Here is a 20,382-nt window from a genome sequence, read left to right as displayed (position 1 = left end):
CAAAAAACAAAGTATATGCATTTGAAAAGTCAAGAAAGCCTAGTTACAGAAAAATCCTACATCCGTGCAGACTGGCAAGGAGGATATCAATCTCTCACCCAAGAGTTTGATTATTGGATTGATGATATAGAAGGGCAAATTCCCAGAGAGTTACAAGGTACGCTGTTTAGAAATGGCCCCGGTTTGCTGGATGTGAATGGACAACCTCTTCATCACCCGTTTGATGGGGATGGGATGATTAGCAAAATTACCTTTACCAATGGTCGTGCCCATTTTCGCAATCGCTTTGTCCGCACAACTGGCTATTTGGCAGAGCAAAAGGCGGGAAAAATCCTCTATCGCGGTACTTTTGGTACTCAAAAACCCGGCGGTTGGCTAGCTAATATTTTTAACTTTAAACTCAAAAATATCGCCAATACAAATGTTATCTATTGGGGCGGTAAACTGCTAGCAATGTGGGAAGCGGCTGAAGCATATCGTCTCGATCCTTATACTCTTGAAACGCTGGGAAATGAATATTTTAATGGTGCTTTGTCAGCAGGTGAAGCTTTCGCTGCACATCCCCGCTTGGAAAATAATTGTGAGCAAGATGGGGGCGCACCTTGCCTAGTCAACTTCTCGATTAAGCCAGGATTATCTACCACAATTACTATTTTCGAGCTAAACCCAGCAGGTGAAATTGTCAGACAGCACGCTCATAGTGTTCCAGGTTTCTGTTTTATTCACGATTTTGTTATTACTCCCAATTACTGCATCTTCTTTCAAAATCCTGTCACCTTTAATCCTATACCTTTCGCTTTGGGAATACGTGCGGCGGGAGAATGTATCAAATTTCAGCCAAATCAGCCAACTCAAATTTTAATTATTCCTCGCTTCCCCAAAGAAGGGCAACTCGAGATAAAATTTCTGGAAACTCAGTCTGGTTTTGTCTTCCACCACATTAACGCTTTTGAAGTAGGAGGAGAAGTTTTGATTGACTCCATTTGTTACCAAAATTTGCCAGAAGTGGAACCCAACAGCGATTTTCGACAAGTTGATTTTGAAGCTTCTTCACCTGGGCAACTTTGGCGATTTTCTCTGAATTTAAAGGATGGGATAGTACGGCGGAAATTGATTGAGAGCCGATGTTGTGAATTTCCCAGTATACATCCGGCGAATGTGGGACGCCCTTATCGATATCTATATATAGGTGCGGCTCATGCAGAAACCGGTAATGCTCCCTTACAAGCATTGTTGAAAATTGATTTAGAGTCTGGAGAAAGACAATTTTGGAGTGCTGCACCCCGTGGTTTTGTAGGTGAACCGATTTTTGTCCCGCGCCCAGATTCCGAAAAGGAAGATGATGGTTGGATATTAGCTTTGGTTTATGATGCTGCTCATCACCGCTCAGATTTGGTAATTTTGGATGCTAGTGATTTCTCTAAAGGAGTAATTGCACGGTTACATCTGAAGCATCATATCCCCTATGGTCTGCATGGAAGCTTTACTTCTGAGGTTTTTGGGGAAATTTGATCCCCTATTTGGGTGAAACCATTTTTTCGCTGGCAATAATATGCAAATCTATATTTTTGAGCAAGCGCACCAATTTTTGCGTCAAAGATCCTTTGAGGAGCATTTGCCAGCGCGATCGCTGACTTTCACCGATTACAATTTGGGTGATCCGATGTTTCTCGGCGACTTGGGCGATCGCATTAGCTATATTACTGTTGGTAACACGGAGAAAAGTACCTTCAAATTCTTTACAAAGTTTCTCACAAGTGTAGATATGCAAGCTTTCTTCTTTGGTGAGGAAACGTTCTGGATCGGCTACGAACAAGGTATAAAGCGGCGCATTCATGTAGTTAGCCAACCTTGCACCCCGGCGTAACAGCTGCACTGAGTTGGGATAGGTAGATACACACACCAAAACTCGCTCGTGAATATTACAAAATTGTCCATTGGGAGTAGAGGCGATCGCATTTTCTTCCACGTTGTCTGCCACTTCCCGCAAAGCCAACTCCCGCAGAGCAATCAGGTTACGGCGTTGGAAAAAATTATCGAGGGATTGTTGGATTTTTGGCTGTGCGTAAATCTTCCCTTCTAATAACCGTTCTTGCAGTGTCTCTGGTGTCACATCTACTACCACGATTTCATCTGCTTCATCCATAATCCTGTCAGGAACCCGCTCGCGGACTACCACACCTGTAATTCTGGCTACTAAGTCGTTGAGACTTTCCAAATGTTGCACATTCATCGTAGAGTAGACATCAATCCCGGCTGTCAAAACTACTTCGACATCTTCGTAGCGCTTTTCACGTGCAGAACCAGGGACATTGGTATGGGCAAGTTCATCAATTAAGACTAATTGCGGCGATCGCTTTAAAATAGCATCTGTATCCATATCCGTCAGCGTCAACTCACCGCGAGGATATTGCTTACGGGGTATAATTTCCAGTCCCTCTGCCTTTTCAGCCGTCTCCTTGCGTCCGTGGGTTTCCAAAAGCCCAACGACAACATCAATTCCTTCCTGTTTGAGTGCGTGTCCCTCTTCCAACATTCGGTAGCTTTTGCCTACTCCAGGAGCCATGCCAATAAAGATTTTATGCTTACCCCGCCGTCGTGCCGGATAAAGCGAGTAACTTGCAGAATTTAAAGGCGCATTCCCAGCCGAACCAGTATTGGTCATTTGTCCTTTGTCATTAGTCATTTGTCATTGGTAAGGATTTTAAGCCTATTTTCGTTTCGTAGCATAATTTGGTTTATTCCCGCCCACTTACTTAGTACTCCTACTTCATCGGAAACGAAAACAGCGCTTTACCCATGCCCAATGCCCCATGCCCAATGCCCATTTACTGATTTTGCTGACGATTAATATCTTGCAAGTCAAGAGCATAATTCAATCGCAGAACATTGACTCCTGGTTCGCCAAAAATCCATAAAAATCTGTCATCAGTATACTTATTAATTAAACGTAAAATTTCATCTTCTTTTACTCCCCGCGCACCAGCAACCCGTGTCAATTGCTGCCGTGCTGCTTTCAAGGAAATATGCGGATCTAAACCCGAACCAGAAGTATAAATTATATCAGCTATCGGTTGAAGATTTTCCTCTCGCAATTTATCTGCCTCTTCTAAAATCCGCTTCAGTAATTCTGGATTGCTGGCAGCGAGATTGCTAGCTCCAGATATGCCAGTTGGCTTGGCTTTTTTTCCTTGACTATATCTAACAGTACTAGGACGAGAATGGAAATATCGCTCAGATGTGAATACCTGACCGATTAAAGCCGAACCAATTGGTTCATTACTTAGATTCCGCACGATACTGCCATTCGCTTGATAGGGCAAAAAAACTTGACCCACTACAAGAATTACCAGCGGATAGATGATTGCAGTCAACAACCAAAGCATTAGAGTTATAAAAATTGCTCTGATAGTTTCTCGAATAATAGCCATAAAAAGTTTTCCAATTGCGCCTATAATTTAATTTTTAATTTTTAATTCTTTTGCCCACCTAACAGGATATTACAAGATGCTGTTAGCAACAGCATAAACAACTGGAGCAGTTACCACATTCAAGCACAGCAAGCTAAAAATAGCGAGTGGTAGATGTTGTTTATGCCATTGCGACTAAACAAAGGATATCGCCAAAGCAGTGCTGAATGAAAACGATATTTATTCATATTCTTCTTGTCCCTCCTATCAACAGGTAAAAGTAAAAATGTTGATTATTTTACTTTGGTCAAGATGCGATCGTTTCTCAGCGTCTCTACTTTTGCTATCCTTAAGCCAAACCTACAAGTGTAATCAGTACATCGATCAACTTAATGGCAATAAACGGCGCAATCACCCCACCTAAGCCGTAAATTAAGATATTGCGTTGGAGTAACTGATTAGCTGTCAGCGGTCTAAACCTCACACCCTTTAATGCCAAGGGAATCAAAGCGGGAATAATCAAAGCATTATAAATCAGTGCTGAGAGTACAGCAGATTTAGGGCTAGTCAAATTCATAATATTCAGGCTTTGCAAATTAGCAGCGACAAATATCACTGGAATAATTGCAAAGTATTTAGCAATATCATTAGCGATGGAAAATGTCGTCAATGCCCCGCGAGTAATCAACAATTGCTTACCAATACCAATGATATCGAGTAGCTTTGTGGGATCGGAGTCCAAATCGACCATGTTAGCGGCTTCTTTTGCAGCTTGCGTTCCGGTATTCATCGCCACGCCGACGTTAGCTTGAGCTAATGCTGGCGCATCGTTAGTTCCATCTCCCGTCATGGCAACTAGTTTGCCTGCGGCTTGTTCCTGTTTAATGATACTGATTTTGTCTTCTGGTGTGGCTTCGGCAATGAAGTCATCAACCCCAGCTTCTTTAGCAATGACAGAAGCGGTAATTCGGTTGTCTCCAGTTAGCATGATGGTACGTACTCCCATCCGTCGCAGTGCAAGAAAGCGATCGCGGATACCAGGTTTAACTATATCTTTGAGATAAACAATCCCATAGATTTCGTTATCTAGGCTAACTGCTAGGGGTGTACCTCCCAAGCGAGAAACTCGTTCGTAGGCAGCATCCAATTCTGGCGTATCGCGTCCGTTGCGGGAACGGACAAATCCTTTAATAGCTTCTACTGCTCCCTTTCTGGCCTCATACCCACCAGGTAAATTCGTGCCACTCATCCGGGTTTTGGCGGAAAAACTGACTCCTTCTGCCTGAGTGGAGTCAAAATCAAACCGTGCGCCCAACTTTTCTGCCAGTCGGACAATGGATTTTCCTTCTGGTGTATTGTCAAAGACACTAGCCGCCCAAGCAACATTAGCAATTTCCGACATTGAATGACCATTGAGGGGAATAAACTCTTCCGCCAGACGGTTGCCGAGGGTAATTGTACCTGTTTTGTCGAGAAGTAAAGTATTGATATCACCACAGGCTTCGACTGCTCGTCCTGATGTGGCAATGACGTTAAATTGGGCAACTCGATCCATACCAGCAATACCGATGGTACTTAGTAAGCCGCCAATGGTAGTAGGAATTAACGCTACTAATAGGGCAATTAAAATTGGGACGTTAACTGGACTGTTGACATAGTAAGCAAGTGCAGGCAAGGTGACTACGACTAACAAAAACACTAAGCTGAGAACTGCTAACAATACCGTTAAGGCAATTTCATTGGGTGTTTTGCTGCGTTCTGCCCCTTCTACCAAGGCAATCATTCGGTCAATAAAGCCTTTGCCTGGGTCAGTAGTAATACGGATAATTAGTTCATCTGAGATAATCCGCGTTCCACCAGTGACGGAACTGGCAACATCTGAGCCTGATTCTTTTAATACTGGTGCAGATTCTCCAGTAATTGCCGATTCATCCACTGAGGCAACACCCATGATGACTTCACCATCGGCGGGGATGATATCGCCAGCAACGACGTAGATAGTATCGCCCTGTTTAAGGCTGGTGGATGAAACTTCACTAATTGTGCCATCGGCAGCAAGTTTTTTAGCGATCGCCTCTAACTTTGTTAACCGCAAGGCATCGGCTTGGGCTTTACCCCGTCCTTCTGCCACTGCTTCGGCAAAATTGGCAAACCAAACTGTGAAGAATAAAATCCCTGACAACAAGGCGTTGAAAACTTGCGGATTCTTTTGCAGGGCTGGGCCAAATAGGTTGGGATCGATCGTTAGCAATAGGATGATGATTGTTCCTACCCAAACCACAAAGATTACTGGATTTTTGATTGCATACTTAGGGTTGAGCTTGACAAAAGCATCTCTAATTGCTCTTAAGTACAGCCACTTATTATTTGCCCTAGTCTTTTTACGTTTTTGGCGGCGATCGCCAGAACGAGAACTTGGGCGTCTAGCTTTGAAGTTAGTTGCCACTTGATTCATAAATAAAATTAGCAGTGAGAAGTTAGGAGTTATAGGAACTTCTAATAAAAAAATATCCAACCTGTAGGATGCGTTAGTAACGCATCCTACGAAACCGAATAATTTATAAGATAACGGCAGGAGCCAGGAGGAAATAAGTATGAATGAAAACTTTAGTTCTGAGTAATTACCCAGTTAAAAATAAGATACTGGTACGAGACGCATAGTGCAAGATATAGCTGAGTGCTGTTAGCAAGGCGTTGATCCCGTGCTGAGTATAAACCTAGTTGCTTCCAGGTTTTGAGCAATCAACACTGTTCTAACATCATATCTGACTACAGCTATATAACCTTTCTTGTTTGAATCTCACACTTTTAAGTCTGGGTTACTCCTTCCTCCTGCCTCCTGAATTACTTTTTGATATTTTCTTAATTTCAAACTTATAACTCATAACTTTTCTAACTGCCAGATGCTAGTTTCAAACCCTCAGCTATGGGGCCTAAAGCCAGAACGGGAAAGAAAGTTAATACTCCTAAAACCAGCGTTACTCCAGCCGCGATCCCAGTAAATACCAGAGAATCGGTTCTTAGGGTAGCAGGAGTTTCTTCTACTGGTTGTTTGCGAGACATCCCGTCAGCTAGCAGCAGGATAGCAATTATCGGAATGTAGCGTCCTCCGATTAGGCTCACTATTGTACTCAAGTTCCACCATAGGGTGTTATCCCCTAAACCCTCTAAGCCCGAACCATTATTTGCTGCTGCTGAGGCATATTCATAAACTACTTGAGAAATACCGTGATAGCCAGCGTTGCTAATTCCAGATAGGGAGATGGGATAAGCCAAAGCGATCGCACTGGGGATCAAAACTAGAATTGGGTGAATCAACAGCACTACGCTAGCGAGAACGATTTCCCTTTTTTCAATTTTGCGTCCTAAAAACTCTGGAGTACGTCCTGCCATGAGTCCAGTCAGGAACACTGTGAGAATTAAGTAAATAAATAAGTAAGCTGTTCCAGTTCCTTGACCACCCCAGATAACCTGGATAAATAAGTTGAAGAGAGTCGAAAATATTCCTTGCGGCATCAAAGAATCGTGCATCCCATTCACAGCACCAGACATAGTAGCAGTAGTCATCACTGCCCAAAATGCTGTTTGTGCCCAACCAAATCGAACTTCTTTCCCCTCTAAATTGGGCTGTTCTAATCCAAAAGCGGTATTAACCAGGGGATTACCTTGCAGTTCTCCCACGGCTGTAACTCCCACGAGAATCACAAAAATCACAAACACCATCCAAAAAAGTAGCCAAGCTTGTTTGATGTTATTGGCAAATATACCGTAGGTGTAAATCAAGGCTGCTGGTATAGAAATCATGGCGAGCATTTCTATCAAGTTAGAAGCGCCATTGGGATTTTCAAAGGGATGTGCTGAGTTTACGCCAAAAAAGCCGCCGCCGTTCTCGCCTAAAAGTTTGATCATTTCAAAGGATGCCACCGGGCCTCTGGCCAGATATTGCGTCCCGCCTTCTAAGGTTTGCACATCCATAGTTCCAGCTAATGTTTGTGGTACACCTGTTATAAGTAAGGCGATCGCGCCAATAATCGAAATCGGTAGCAATATTCGCGTAATTCCACGGACGAGATCGACGTAAAAATTTCCCAGTCTTCTACCCGTTAACCCGCGAATAAAGGCAATTCCCACAGCTAAACCGGTGGCTGCGGAGGTGAACATCAAAAAGCCTAAAGCCGCTACTTGGCTAAAATAGCTTAAGGTTGTCTCACCTACATAGTGTTGTTGGTCAGTATTCGTTACAAATGAAATCGTTGTATGCAGCAATACATCCCATATGGGCGCACCGAAACCGTTTAGATTCCAGGGTAAAAGTCTCTGAAAATAGATCAGAAAATACACTGAAATGCCCATAATCAAGTTAAAACACAGTATGGCCCGGATATACTGCCAACCCGTCATATCATCTTTTCTCCGAACACCCGCAAATACGAACATACTCCGCTCTATGGGGTTCATTAAAAAATCAAGCAGTGTTTTTTCTCCCAAAAAGACACGAGCTATGTATTTTCCGAATAATGGAGTGATTGCTATGACAATACATAGCGTTAAGCCAATTTGCAAAAAACCTTGTCCCATATATTTCGCGCTAAATTAAATTTAAGTAGTAGCAAGCCAATTCTTAGAAAGAATAGATTAACTGTAGGAGTATTTGATTTCAAGGAATTTTCCTAAACAGTACTGAGTACAAAAAGCAATAATCGTACTCAGCATCAAATCAGTTCCGAGTAGTAAGATTTATAAGTACTAATTTTTACTCATAACTTTTTACTCAATACTGGCTGAACGTACAACTACGGCTAACATAACTCCTGAATATTTTCAGTTCTGACTATTTTCCAGATACTTATTAAAGTTTTCGTTAAGAATATTTAATTTTGACTCTTAATTTATCTATCTCACTACTTAGGACTATTTGTTTATACAATACATTTTGCAAGTTTGCTACTTTCAAAGAATATAAATATCATAAAGTATTTTATTAACGGGTTAGGGTTTGGGAAGATAGTGGTAGAAACGCCGCTTCTTGTGGGCAACTACCCAGTTTCCATTCTCCAGTCTTCTTGATTGCATTTGGAGAATCGTAATTTTTGGGTTAATTCTTAAGTTGGCATTTGCAGATATAGATTACAGATAACTCATAATTGGTGAATTAAATAGTTATACAGATTGGAGAATTACAATTTTTTAGTAAATCATAAATGACGATGTTAAGTCGATTATGGACTATGAAAGAAGCGATAAATGAGCGGGGAAAGACCTATGGACTAATAGCGATCGCCTTTGCGATCGTGATAATACTGGAATATTTGACACCCCCTGAGTACGTATTTGGCTACCTCTACACAGGGACGATTTTGTTAGCAGATTCTCGATTGAATCGGAGAGCAGTTTTGGGGATCACTCTTGCAGCTACAGGATTAACATTATTGAATTTGTTTATCCCAGGAGGAGAAATGATTAATTCTCCAACGTTGGCAAATAGGTTGATTGCAGTGTTGGCGTTGATGGTAACGGGTTGGTTAAGCGATCGCAACCACCGCAATGAAGAAGCGATCGCTTATACCCAAGCACAATTACGCTCCCAAGAACAACTAGCGATCATGCGTGAAGATTTTGTTTCTACCCTAACGCATGATTTGAAAACACCTTTATTAGGAGCAATTGAAACGCTGAAATATTTTCAAAATGAGCAATTCGGTGAAATCACGCCTATGCAAGCAAAAGTTTTACAAACAATGGCTCGTAGTCATCAGAGTACATTGCAATTAGTCCAAACGCTTTTAGATGTGTACCGCAATGATGCCGAAGGGCTGAAACTACAGATATCACCAGTTAACTTGGTGACAATAGCGGAAGAAATCGTTGCTACCTTAACAGAACTAGCGAAAACACGCCAGGTTTATATTTCTCTGCATTATGGCGAATCAGATTTTCGCAGCTTTCTCTGGGTAAATGGCGATTCTTTGCAACTTGGGCGAGTCTTCAGCAATCTCCTGAGTAATGGCATTAACCATACCCCTCGTGGCGGTAAAGTGGAAGTAGTATTTGAAGGTTATTCTAGCGATCAAGTGGTAAAAATACTCGATACTGGTTCCGGGATTACCGAAAAAGAGTTACCTCACTTATTTGAGAGATTTTATCAAGGAAATAGCGATCGCCACGTCACCGGATCTGGGCTAGGACTTTATTTGACCAGGCAAATTATTACTGCTCATGGGGGTACAATTTGGGCAGAGAATCGCTCACCACGCGGCGCACTGTTTGCTTTCCGACTCCCGGCTTGTCCGCCACCGGGGAGATGAGAAATCAATTCAAAATTCATGCATTAAAGAACTTCTGCCCCCTGCCTCCTGACCAATGACCAATGACCAATGACAAATGACAAATGACAAAAATCTTACTAGTTGAAGATGATGAATTGTTTCGCCTTGGTTTGCGGATGCGGTTGCAACAAGAAACCAGTTTGGAGATTGTCGCAGAAGCGGAAGATGGGGAACAAGCTGTAGAATTAGCCAATCACTATCCTCTGGATTTGGTCTTGCTGGATATAGGTTTACCAGGAATTGGCGGGATTGAGGCTTGTCGCCAAATCAAGCAGAAGCATCCAAATTTACCAATTCTCGTTTTAACGTCTCGTTCTGAAAAACCCCTGATTTCGCGGTTAATTGCTGCTGGGGCGCAAGGTTACTGCCTTAAAGGTATTCCGGCTGAGTCTTTGATATTAGCAGTGCGATCGGTTGCTGCGGGCGCTTCTTGGTGGGATCAAACGGCAACAACTGAAATTAGAGCCGCTTTTAAGGGCAATTCGATAGCGGTGCAGTCTGCAAAAACTGAGGAATCTTTAGAAAATCCTTTAACGAAGCGGGAGCAAGAAATTTTGGCACTGGTAGCAGCTGGCAAAAGCAATCAAGAAATTGCTGAAATTCTCTACATTGCCCCTGGTACAGTGCGGGTTCATGTCCATGCTATTTTACAAAAACTAGAAGTACGCGATCGCACTCAAGCCGCAGTCTTGGCTATTCAAAAAGGATTGGTAGCACCAGAATTGTTGATTAATTAGATTTATTGGGCATTTGTCATTTGTCATTTGTCATTGGGCATTGGGCATTGGGCATTGGTATTAATTAATCTCCCCTACCTCCCCTGCTCCCCCTGCTCTGCTTCCCTGCTCCCCTGCTCCCCTGCTCCCCTGCTCCCTAATCCCTTTTCCGATTTTGAAAATTGCGATGAGATATTAGGCTGCTCTATGGGAATTTCGATTGCAAACTCTGCTCCTTTACCCACAGATGAGTTACAGCTTATATTTCCTCGGTGTTTTTGGACGATAATCTGATAGCTAATAGATAATCCTAGTCCACTACCTTGGCCCACAGGTTTTGTGGTAAAAAATGGGTCAAATAAACGCGATCGCAACGACTCTTCAATACCAAGACCATTATCAGCGATCGCAATTTTGACTGCATTCAAGTCTGTCACCTCTGTATGAATCCAAATTTGGGGAGTAGAGAGTAGGGAGTAGGGAGGAGAAGATTGATTCCCTATTTCCTCTTCTGGAAATTGATTTTCTGCTCCCCACTTTCCGTTCTCTACTCCCTCCTCTATTGCATCAATAGCATTATTCAACAAATGCATAAATACTTGATTTAGTTCACTTGCATAACAAGTGACTAGGGGCAAGTTACCATAATCTTTTACTACAACAATTGCCGGACGATTGGCTGTTTCCCTGAGCCGATGTTGTAACATCACTAAAGTATTTTCGATGTCTTCATGGATATTGACTCGTTTCATCTCTGCTTCATCATGCCGAGAAAAATGTTGTAGCGCCAGTACAATTTCCTGAATGCGATCAGAGCCTCTATACATTGCACCTATCAGATTTTGCAGATCCTTAATCATAAAATTCAAGTCTAAATCTTTGGCTATCTGCTGAATTTTTGGTGTGGGTTTGGGATATTCTTGCTGATAGACCTCAATCATCTTCACTAGGTCTTCCACATATTGACCAGCATATTGGAGATTTCCATAAATAAAACTGATCGGGTTATTAATCTCATGAGCCAGTCCAGCTACTAACTGTCCCAGCGCTACCATCTTTTCGTTTTGAATTTGTTGAACTTGAGAGGCTTTCAAGTTGTCAATAGCCTGTTGGAGTAAAAAGTTTTTTTCTTGCAGTTTAACTTGGAGCAAGCGTAAATTAATCTGATTTTCAATTCGCAACACCACTTCTGCACCATGAAAAGGTTTGGCAATATAATCTACACCACCAACATCAAATGCCTTTACCTTATCGACAACATCATCCAGAGCGCTAATAAAAATTACCGGGACTTCACTAGTTTTATGGTCAGCTTTTAATTGTTGACAAACTTGGTAGCCATCCATACCTGGCATATTGATATCCAGCAAAATCACATCGGGCAAAACCATTTGACATGCAGTCAGTGCCATTTTACCGTTTAAGGCTTTGCGAACTTCAAAACCTTGTGCAGTCAACATTGCTGATAAAAGCCGCAGATTATCTGGGGTATCATCGACCACCAAAATATTTCTTTTCTGATGGTTAGTTTGATTAAAATGCATTATTGATCAAAGTTACGCGTATAATTATTAAGGATAGTAAACCCTTCTTTGAAATCACCCTAAAATTTGTTGACTGATTTTACCGAAATACTTATATTTATAGTTTAACTCTCACGTGGCTGGAGAGTTTTGCAGATTATCGAAGCTATTAGCCACTTATCACCTTTGGCAACATGATGAATTGTTGTCATGATTGTAATAAATAGCACTCACAGATGATCTAGCCAAGGATCGAAAATGAAATTTTTTCCAGGTGCTACTTGATAGCTACCATTGAGGTGCTGAAGCGAGCAACTCAACAGCCAGCCGTTGTTCTACGGGTTTAGAAAACAAATATCCTTGAGCAAAATTACAGTTTAAACTTCTCAATTGGGCTAACTGTTCTTGTGTTTCGACACCTTCAGCGATCGCACTCATCCCCATTGAGTTCGCAATGCCAATCATTGCTGGTACTAACCCCATATTCTCTTTGTTATCCTGCATCCGCTTGACGAAAGATTTATCAATTTTAAGTGCATTTAAAGGAAAGCTGTGCAGGTAACTTAAAGAGGAATATCCTGTACCAAAGTCATCCATAATTAACTTAATTTTTCGCTGCTTTAGTTGTTCCAGAATGATTTTGATCGCATCAGTATTTTCCATAATTACACTTTCGGTAATTTCTAATTCTAAATATGCGGGATTTATTTGATTTTCATAAATTATTCGGTCAATTTGTTCTAGAAAATTCGGCTGCAAAAATAATCTTGCACTCAAATTGACACTCATAGTTAGAGGTTCTGGTGTGACTGGATTATGTTGCCAGATGCTTAATTGATGACAAGCTGACTGTAATACCCAAGTATTGATAGCATTAATTAAACCCGTTTCTTCGGCCACAGGAATAAATTCTATAGGAGAAACCAAACCACGGATCGGATGTTGCCAGCGCACTAAGGCTTCAAATCCAGAAATTCTGCCTGTAACCAGGGAAATAATTGGCTGATAGTAAACGAGGAATTCTCGCCTTTCCACAGCTCTTCGCAGGTCATTTTCTAACTCTAAAAGCTGAATAGCTTCCTGATGCATTGCTGGATTAAAAACGTGATACTTGGCCCTTCCTTGAGCCTTAGCCCGATACATTGCTGTATCAGCATCTCGCAGCAAATACTCTGGGCGATCGTAATCTTTATTGCCCCAACTAATGCCAATACTGGCATTCATAAATACTTCATATCTTGACAGTTGAAAAGCAAGTGATAACTGCTGCAAAATCCTTTCTGCCACTTGGATTGCTATATTGACATCTGTGATATTTTCTAGGAGAATTCCAAATTCGTCTCCGCCTAATCGTGCTAAAGTATCAACAGGTATGATACATGCTTGTAAGCGGTGAGCAATGGCTATCAGCAATTCATCTCCTACCGGATGACCAAGAGAATCATTAACAACTTTGAAGCGATCGCAGTCCAAAAAAAGTACTGCAAACTGATAATTAGATTCTTGTTTGGCCCGATTTAGAGCATTTTCTAGTCGCCGAATAAACAAAACTCGGTTTGATAATCCAGTCAGGGAATCATGCAGTGCTATATCTAGCAGTTGACTTTGCAATTTCTGGCGGGAATCAATTTCTTGTTGAAGTTTTTGGAGAGTTTTTTCTAGCTCTCCAGTCCGCTGTTTTACTCGATCTTCTAGTTCAACATTTAATTTCAATATTTCTAATCGCGCCGATCTCAATGCCAGTTGATTTTGCACGCGCACTAAAACTTCTTGAAACTCAAAAGGTTTGGTGATATAGTCTACACCACCCACTTTAAAGGCTTTAACTTTGTCAAAAACATCATCTAAAGCGCTAATAAAAATTACTGGAATATCGGCTGTTAAATCCCAAGCTTTAAAGGTCTGGCAAATTTCATACCCATCTACTTCTGGCATCATGATATCAAGTAGAATCAAATCAGGTAATAATGTTTGAGTTGCTGTCAGTGCCATTTGCCAGTTCAAAGCTTTACGAACGTTATACCCTTCCCTTGTCAATATGGAGGATAAAACCCGGAGGTTATCCGCCATATCATCAACGATCAAAATATCTTTTTTATTAGGGTCTAAATGCTCGTAATTCATTCTAAGTTTGTTGTAGTCAATTCCATGATTTTCTCAAACTGGTAGTTATTTGCTAAATCCCTGAGAACTTGGAAAACTTGAGCATTATCTGATGGAATTTGTTTGAGTAGCTCTAAAATCAGTTCATCGCTACAGCTGGCTGCGGCATAGTGAATCTGTTGGAGCCACTCAGGTGACATTTGTGATAATTGACCCAGGAGTTCGGCAACACTTACAAAAATCTGTGTACCTCGATCGGCAACTACTGTGTTTGTGGTTTCTACTTGATTGGTATATTTTAAACCTAGATGTTTGCTCAGTTTTTCCAATAATACTTCCTGTTTGAATGGCTTGCGAATAAAATCATCACAGCCAATGGACAAAATTTTCTGGCGTTCTTCCTCAAAGGCGCTAGCAGTTAGGGCAATAATGATTGTATTGGTATTGGAGCGATCTGGCATTGTTCTAGAGAAGTCGTCAGGAGGAGCCAAGGCTGTTGGCATCCGCTTACGCCAAGTGGAGGTACCAGAAGCATCATTTTCGATCGCACCAGTTGTTTCGGGTGTAGAAGACTCTTTGCATACAACTTTCAGAACCTCACCCTCGCCAGAATCGGTTAACTCCTCTGCAAGGTACTGGCTCCCCGATGATACCAGTTGTTTCAATTTTGGAAACCTCCGCGACGTATTGGCTGTTCCATGCCCGATTTCTCTAGCTTTAATAATTCTTGTGGCTTCGTAACCGTCCATAACCGGCATTCGCATATCCATAAAAATCAGGTGTGGTTGCCAAGATTCCCAATTAGCGATCGCTTCACTACCATCTGTAGCTTCATTAACTTCAAAGCCAAGAGATGTGAGAATTTTAACTAGCAATATACGACTTTCTTTGGAATCGTCAACTACTAAAATGCGGTATACTTTTTCACTAGGTGCTAAAGCTCTAATTTGTGATTTAATTTGGTTGATCGGAATTTCTCTAGGGCAAGTTAGAGCAATCCGAACATCAAAGGCAAATGTACTACCGACACCAGGCATAGTGCTGACAGTAATATCTCCTCCCATCAGTTGCACGTATTTACGGCTAATCGCTAAACCCAGTCCCGTCCCTTGTTGGAATTTTCTGCCGATTTCAGTTTGCTCAAAAGCCTCAAACAGCAAGTCAAGTTCTTGTGGGGCAATACCACAGCCAGTATCTTGTACCTCGAAGATGAGGGATTGGGGATTAGGAATTGGGGATTGGGCTGAAGAAGCAGACGGGTAGGAAGCATGAGGTAAGGGTGAAAACGAAAAATTCAATTTTTCCTCGCTCTCTCTAGTCCCCAGTCCCCAGTCCCCAGCCCCCAGTCCCCAATCCCCAGCCCCTAGTCTCACCCGTAGCGTCACACTCCCTTTCTCGGTAAATTTAATCGCATTTCCCAAGAGGTTGAGCAATACTTGACACAATTTATTTTCGTCAGTTTCTATGTATTTAGGAATATCTGGCGCATATTCAAACAGTAATTCTAAATTTTTAGATGCAGCACGCAAGTGCAACATCTCTTCTAAATTCTTCAACAAATGAATTAAGTCAAAGCTGCTGGAATTGAAAGTGATTTTGCCAGCTTCGATTTTAGACATTTCGAGAATGTCGTTAATCAATTTGAGTAGATGTTCGCCAGCACGATTAATTATTGCCAAGTTTTCTTGATGTTCGCTAGATAGCGAATAATCTCGACTCATGACTTGGGTAAAACCAAGAATGGCATTGAGTGGGGTACGCAGTTCGTGGCTCATGTTAGCCAGGAATTCGCTTTTGGCGAGGTTGGCGGCAGCACTTCGCGCTGCTTCCCGAACGGCTGCTTGTTGTTCCTGTGCAGCGATTTTTTGTGATTGAATCAGTTCTTCTTGAGTGGTTTGCAGTTGCTGAATAACTTGCTGAAACTCTTGGGTTCGTTTTTTTACTTGAGCCTCTAAGGTGCGATTATATTCCGCTAATAACTTTTCTGTTTGTTTGCGTTGGGTGATATCAAAAAATGTGGCGATCGCAAAAGCCACATTCCCTGATTCATCATAAATTGGCTTTCCTAAAACCTCAATGCGAGTAATCTTCCCACAATAGCGAATTTCCATATCATCAACCCTGATGCTTTCCCCAAGCAATGCTCTCAAAATCGGCAAGCGATCGCTGGGGTAAAGTCGATCTGTCCCGGCAAGGTAAGCTTGATATATCTCTGATAATTCTTCGACTTGAACTTCTGCGATCGCTCCTTGGCCGAGAATTTGCTGCCCAATCTGATTTGTATAATAAGGTTTACCCTCAGCATTGATGATAAATACACCGACCGGTATAGCTTCTAAAAATTGAGTTAGCTGACTCTGATTATGAGATAGCGCCTCATTTAAAACTTGCATCTGGGTATTCTTTGCTTCTAAAGCACTAAAGGATGCTTGGAGTTGCTTTGCCATAGTTTCAAATGATTTAGCTAGTTCTCCCAGTTCATCGGAACGCTGAATATTTGGTGTTTCCTCCCATTCACCTTCAGCAATTTTCTTTGCCGATCTGTTTAATTGTGAAATCGGTTTAATTATCCAACGAGCAGTCAAAACCCCAATTCTTGTAGTCACTAAAAAAGCAACTATGCACAGCAAAATAGTGATGCGGGTGTTGGCATTAATTTGCTCCATAAATTCCCCTTCGGGAATCACCGCCACGATTAGCCAATCTAAACCCAGTTCGTCCCTCCAGCTTTTTACCTGTACAAAATAACGCATTCCATCAGCAGTAAAACTTAGCTGTTGCTTCCCCACAACCAACTTCAGACTACCAAAGCGTTCGATCAAAGACTGTGTTGTGAGTTTAATTAAAGAATTTTGACTATTTAATGCTGATAGACGTTTTCCTTTACCATTAACGATCGTATATGGTGGCTCGCTAGTAGAAGAAGCCACTATATACCCAGAACGCTCTAAAATAAAAGTTTTACCCGACTCTTTGATTTTTAAATTAGCTAAAAACTTGCTAATTTGTGATAAGAGCAAATCAACACTAATCACCCCAACAAATTTGCGATTTTTATCGTAAACAGGATAGCTGGAAGATATGGATAAAACTTCTGGTTTATCTTCCCATTGATAAATTTGACTCCAAACTCGTTTGCCGATCTTGACTGGATCTGTATACCAAGCTTCTAAGCGAGGATCGTAATTTTTGACTTGCTGTAAATGGTGGCGATTTCCTTGCTTGTCTGTAGGATAAACATAAAGTTTGCCTGTACCACGCTTGGCGCTAACTTCATTAATTAACAGCTGGCCATTATCTAGACGCTCAACACCAATAAACTCACCTTTGGGATTGGCAAAGCTGTTGTAGCCAACATTGAAAACCTGCATTTGTTTCCAAAAGTAATTGCCGGTGGTTTGAAAGTCCGAAAGGTTGAGCAAACCTAGCTCAATCGCATCTAAGTTGATTTGATTGATTTGCTTTGGAGTTGTTAAATAGCGATCGAGATGCTGTTCAATGCGATCGCAGATTTCATTTTCTAATTGATTAGCAAGCTCACTTACCGCTTTTTGCCCGTTTTGATACGAAAGATAGCCCACAAGTCCCACCGCACCACAAATTTGCAAGATAAAGGGCACAATCAGAACATATCTCAGGGGCATCTTGGCATAAACTTTGCCAACTAAGCGATTAAATGATTTGACGGGCTGAAGTTTAGATAACATTGTAGTTTTATTCTTCCCCAGCATCTACTAGGTGCATTTTGCCGTGCTAGCTACATTCTATATAAGTATAATTACGGCAGACATCGCTCTTTATGAAAATTTTATATTTTTAGTATAAAATAGTACGAAATACTTATAATTGTTTGACTGGCTGACTTCCTCCAACGCCTAATTTTCAAACTTTGCACAGGAGTAGTCCACTATAGAAATTGTCTATATGGATACGCCATCGCACTTGAATTTGCTCAATTTTATCTGGCAATATTTCCACAAATTTTCTCAGATGAACTGAAATTTAACCAATAAGCTCCAGTATGCCATTCTAAAATTCAGGTCGCCATTAGCACCAATCCTAAATTTAATTTTTAATTGCTGATGTGTTGATTTTCTGGTCTGGAAACCTCTGGACTTGTACAAGAACTTATATTTAACTACAGCAATTTTAGAATTGTTATGCAAATACACAGCAGAAACAAAAAAAAATCCAAGAAAATTTACTTTGTATTTTTTATTTTGACGAAATGTTAACTTTGTTGTACATTTATGTCAACTCGATCGCCAATTTGTAAAATTTTTTCGGCTGATGATGAGGGTAGTTGAGTATTAATACTCAATCGATAAAAGTGATTAAAAGGCGATGAAGCAACCCAATTTGGCAAAGTTGCTTGTCGCTGGGTTGTAAAGATTTTTTGAAAGTTTGGGTAAGTTTCTCCTAGATAAGAATTGCGCGTTGGAACTATACAACGCTGACATGGGTTAACGCCAAAAAAGTCTACATCTCCCACTCGAAAAGAGACTAAATCACCTTGTTCGCTAAATAGCCGATCTTCCCAAAATGCTGGTACACCACCAATCTCGATGTTGGCACGCATCCGACGGCGCATTTCATCTACACTTAAACCAGGAAACCAAGAAGCTACCTCTGCCAATGTGGCCGTACTAATTACCGTTGGGCCAAGTGAGTGTGTATCGTCAGGAAAACCCATCAAAGAGTTTTGTCTCAATGTGACAGCAAACTCAAAATAATCACTCAAAGTTGCTTCTAATCCTTGCCGTTCCTCATCCAGATGAAAAATTTGTTGTAAGTTGCGATCGGGGATTTGCAAGGAGATAGTTCTATTTAAGAGTGCAAATTGTGCCCTTATTAAATGGATTTTAGCATGACGCTTGCCATTGACAAATCTACCTTGTTCGTCAAAAATGGCAAACTCGCGGTCATACTGTAGTGCGCCACTGGCAAGAACTCTAGCGTTCTCAACTTCAACACCATCCAGTGATTTAACTGGATACAGTAAAATCTTAGCTAGGTAAGGCGTCATGTCGCTTTGCTCCGAATTCAAAATTCAAAATTCAAAATTCAAAATTCAAACATTTTAGACACTTATAAATAAATTTAGTTGGTCTGTATCATGAGTCGTTTTCGGTCAACGTCCTTCTTGGTCATAGCAATATTTGGATTTGAGATTTGGCGAAAAGTCGCAGTATCTCGCAAAGAGCGAACTGAATTTTTCAAGACAGATTTTGGATTTTAGATTGGTGATGTAGTAGTCCCCAATCTAAAATCTAAAATTCTTTTGTTAATGAGCTATTTGAGCAATATTGTTTGTTAATTTATGGATATACTGGCGATTTATCGATTCCGCCAACATGATTTAAAGGCCAGAAGCGAACTACAGCACGTCCAATGATATTCTGGCGAGGGACAACACCCCAGCAGCGGCTGTCATAACTACTGTTACGATTATCACCCAGTACTAAATATGAATCGGCTGGTATAGTCTGGGGTTTGGCCAAAAAAGGTGGCTGTGGCCCTGATTGGCAAACATCAATAACTGTAGTCTGCCCAGAACTGAGGTAATTAGATTCTGGAAGAGGTTTGTCGTTGATATAGACTTTGCCATCTTTAAGTTGTATTTTCTCTCCAGGTAAGCCAATTATACGTTTAATAAAAGCATCTTGATATTGTTCTTTTTGTAGCTCTTTCGTAGGTGAAAATACTACTATATCTCCCCGCTGTGGGTCAGCAAATTTATACTTCAACTTATCGACAATAATTTTGTCTGCTTCCCACTGGTTTGGCGTACCATGCAGAGTTGGTTCCATTGAGCCAGAAGGAATCCAGCGTGCTTCAGCAACAAAGGTACGAATTCCCAGAGCTAGAACGATGCTCAATACAATTGTTCTACCTAGCTCTGCGATCCAGGAATTATCGGGTTGTTGACTAGAGTTGTTATCAGACACTTGATTATGCATGAAATTACTTAACTTAACGAAAGACGTAGGTAATTAACTCGCCTAGTGAGACTTTATCTGTTAATCTTAACGGGAAAATTTTAATTTCCTAATTATGTTTGCATCTTGACTACCAATTTGAGATTGTGGATTGGGAAGGAGGTAGGAGGTAGGAGGCAGGGGGCAGGGGGCAGGAGGTTTGAATTTAGATAAGGCTTCTATATGAGATATGTGAGACGCTTTCGCGTTCAAACCGATCTAATTGCAGTCCACCAAATCGGAGATTTTGTGGCGGAATTAAACTCCTGCTGCCTCTATTGTTAAAAATAAACTTTTTTTTAAGGTGCGGCAAAAATTGGTTACTC

General features: G+C 41.2%; 11 protein-coding genes and 2 pseudogenes. 3 read left to right on the top strand and 10 right to left on the bottom strand.

Annotated features, from left to right (window positions below):
- Positions 1 to 15: 15 nt before the first annotated feature.
- Positions 16 to 1,512, top strand: coding sequence for a carotenoid oxygenase family protein (locus RMY32_RS16935; RefSeq protein ID WP_322712472.1), 1,497 nt, complete (start codon positions 16 to 18; stop codon positions 1,510 to 1,512).
- Positions 1,513 to 1,516: 4 nt separating this feature from the next.
- On the opposite strand, the gene RMY32_RS16930 is transcribed toward RMY32_RS16935, so the two are convergent.
- From RMY32_RS16930 to kdpA, 4 genes are all read right to left on the bottom strand, one after another.
- Positions 1,517 to 2,665 (bottom strand): universal stress protein, encoded by a 1,149-nt coding sequence (locus tag RMY32_RS16930; RefSeq protein ID WP_322712535.1) that lies wholly within the window; start codon positions 2,663 to 2,665, stop codon positions 1,517 to 1,519.
- 163 nt (positions 2,666 to 2,828) lie between these two features.
- On the bottom strand, positions 2,829 to 3,431 hold the full coding sequence (gene kdpC / locus RMY32_RS16925; RefSeq protein WP_322686177.1) for a K(+)-transporting ATPase subunit C: 603 nt from the start codon (positions 3,429 to 3,431) through the stop codon (positions 2,829 to 2,831).
- A gap of 328 nt (positions 3,432 to 3,759) precedes the next feature.
- On the bottom strand, positions 3,760 to 5,865 hold the full coding sequence (gene kdpB / locus RMY32_RS16920) for a potassium-transporting ATPase subunit KdpB (protein WP_322712471.1): 2,106 nt from the start codon (positions 5,863 to 5,865) through the stop codon (positions 3,760 to 3,762).
- Positions 5,866 to 6,302: 437 nt separating this feature from the next.
- A complete protein-coding gene (kdpA, locus tag RMY32_RS16915; protein WP_322712470.1) occupies positions 6,303 to 7,988 on the bottom strand; it encodes a potassium-transporting ATPase subunit KdpA in 1,686 nt (561 codons plus the stop codon).
- Between the two features lie 650 nt (positions 7,989 to 8,638).
- On the opposite strand from kdpA, the gene RMY32_RS16910 reads away from it, so the two are divergent.
- Together RMY32_RS16910 and RMY32_RS16905 are read left to right on the top strand one after the other, a co-directional pair.
- Entirely contained in the window at positions 8,639 to 9,715 is a 1,077-nt protein-coding gene (locus RMY32_RS16910; protein ID WP_409883244.1) for a sensor histidine kinase, read from the top strand.
- A gap of 83 nt (positions 9,716 to 9,798) precedes the next feature.
- The gene (locus tag RMY32_RS16905) at positions 9,799 to 10,473 is read left to right on the top strand and encodes a response regulator transcription factor (RefSeq protein WP_322712467.1); all 675 of its coding nucleotides are present in this window, start codon (positions 9,799 to 9,801) and stop codon (positions 10,471 to 10,473) included.
- 74 nt (positions 10,474 to 10,547) lie between these two features.
- Here RMY32_RS16905 and RMY32_RS16900 read toward each other — a convergent pair whose 3' ends face one another.
- The 6 genes and pseudogenes from RMY32_RS16900 to lepB all read right to left on the bottom strand — a co-directional run bounded on the left by RMY32_RS16900 (position 10,548) and on the right by lepB (position 20,038).
- On the bottom strand, positions 10,548 to 11,996 hold the full coding sequence (locus tag RMY32_RS16900; protein ID WP_322712466.1) for a response regulator: 1,449 nt from the start codon (positions 11,994 to 11,996) through the stop codon (positions 10,548 to 10,550).
- Between the two features lie 267 nt (positions 11,997 to 12,263).
- Positions 12,264 to 14,099 (bottom strand): EAL domain-containing protein, encoded by a 1,836-nt coding sequence (locus RMY32_RS16895; protein WP_322695495.1) that lies wholly within the window; start codon positions 14,097 to 14,099, stop codon positions 12,264 to 12,266.
- A pseudogene (locus RMY32_RS16890) lies at positions 14,096 to 15,886 on the bottom strand (ATP-binding protein); the annotation flags it as partial. The gene RMY32_RS16895 and the pseudogene RMY32_RS16890, both read right to left, overlap by 4 nt.
- 183 nt (positions 15,887 to 16,069) lie before the next feature.
- Positions 16,070 to 17,449, bottom strand: a pseudogene (locus RMY32_RS16885) (cache domain-containing protein); the annotation flags it as partial.
- An 860-nt stretch (positions 17,450 to 18,309) separates the two neighbouring features.
- Positions 18,310 to 19,104 (bottom strand): MOSC domain-containing protein, encoded by a 795-nt coding sequence (locus RMY32_RS16880; RefSeq protein ID WP_322712464.1) that lies wholly within the window; start codon positions 19,102 to 19,104, stop codon positions 18,310 to 18,312.
- 292 nt (positions 19,105 to 19,396) lie between these two features.
- Positions 19,397 to 20,038: a signal peptidase I gene (lepB, locus tag RMY32_RS16875; RefSeq protein ID WP_322696664.1), complete on the bottom strand. Its 642-nt coding sequence runs from the start codon at positions 20,036 to 20,038 to the stop codon at positions 19,397 to 19,399.
- Between the last annotated feature and the right edge of the window lie 344 nt (positions 20,039 to 20,382).

The sequence above is a fragment of the Nostoc sp. ChiSLP03a genome, from assembly GCF_034531215.2.
In the GTDB taxonomy this organism is placed as follows: Bacteria; Cyanobacteriota; Cyanobacteriia; order Cyanobacteriales; family Nostocaceae; genus Nostoc.
The sequence above is the reverse complement of the archived record's forward strand: the minus strand, read 5'-3'. Positions and strand labels throughout refer to the sequence as shown.

Excerpts from the sequence above, each read along its gene's own strand:
- RMY32_RS16935 (WP_322712472.1), top strand. The coding sequence starts at position 16 with ATGCATTTGAAAAGTCAAGAAAGCCTAGTTACAGAAAAATCCTACATC.
- RMY32_RS16930 (WP_322712535.1), bottom strand. The coding sequence starts at position 2,665 with ATGACCAATACTGGTTCGGCTGGGAATGCGCCTTTAAATTCTGCAAGT.
- kdpC (WP_322686177.1), bottom strand. The coding sequence starts at position 3,431 with ATGGCTATTATTCGAGAAACTATCAGAGCAATTTTTATAACTCTAATG.
- kdpB (WP_322712471.1), bottom strand. The coding sequence starts at position 5,865 with ATGAATCAAGTGGCAACTAACTTCAAAGCTAGACGCCCAAGTTCTCGT.
- kdpA (WP_322712470.1), bottom strand. The coding sequence starts at position 7,988 with ATGGGACAAGGTTTTTTGCAAATTGGCTTAACGCTATGTATTGTCATA.
- RMY32_RS16910 (WP_409883244.1), top strand. The coding sequence starts at position 8,639 with ATGAAAGAAGCGATAAATGAGCGGGGAAAGACCTATGGACTAATAGCG.
- RMY32_RS16905 (WP_322712467.1), top strand. The coding sequence starts at position 9,799 with ATGACAAAAATCTTACTAGTTGAAGATGATGAATTGTTTCGCCTTGGT.
- RMY32_RS16900 (WP_322712466.1), bottom strand. The coding sequence starts at position 11,996 with ATGCATTTTAATCAAACTAACCATCAGAAAAGAAATATTTTGGTGGTC.
- RMY32_RS16895 (WP_322695495.1), bottom strand. The coding sequence starts at position 14,099 with ATGAATTACGAGCATTTAGACCCTAATAAAAAAGATATTTTGATCGTT.
- RMY32_RS16880 (WP_322712464.1), bottom strand. The coding sequence starts at position 19,104 with ATGACGCCTTACCTAGCTAAGATTTTACTGTATCCAGTTAAATCACTG.
- lepB (WP_322696664.1), bottom strand. The coding sequence starts at position 20,038 with ATGCATAATCAAGTGTCTGATAACAACTCTAGTCAACAACCCGATAAT.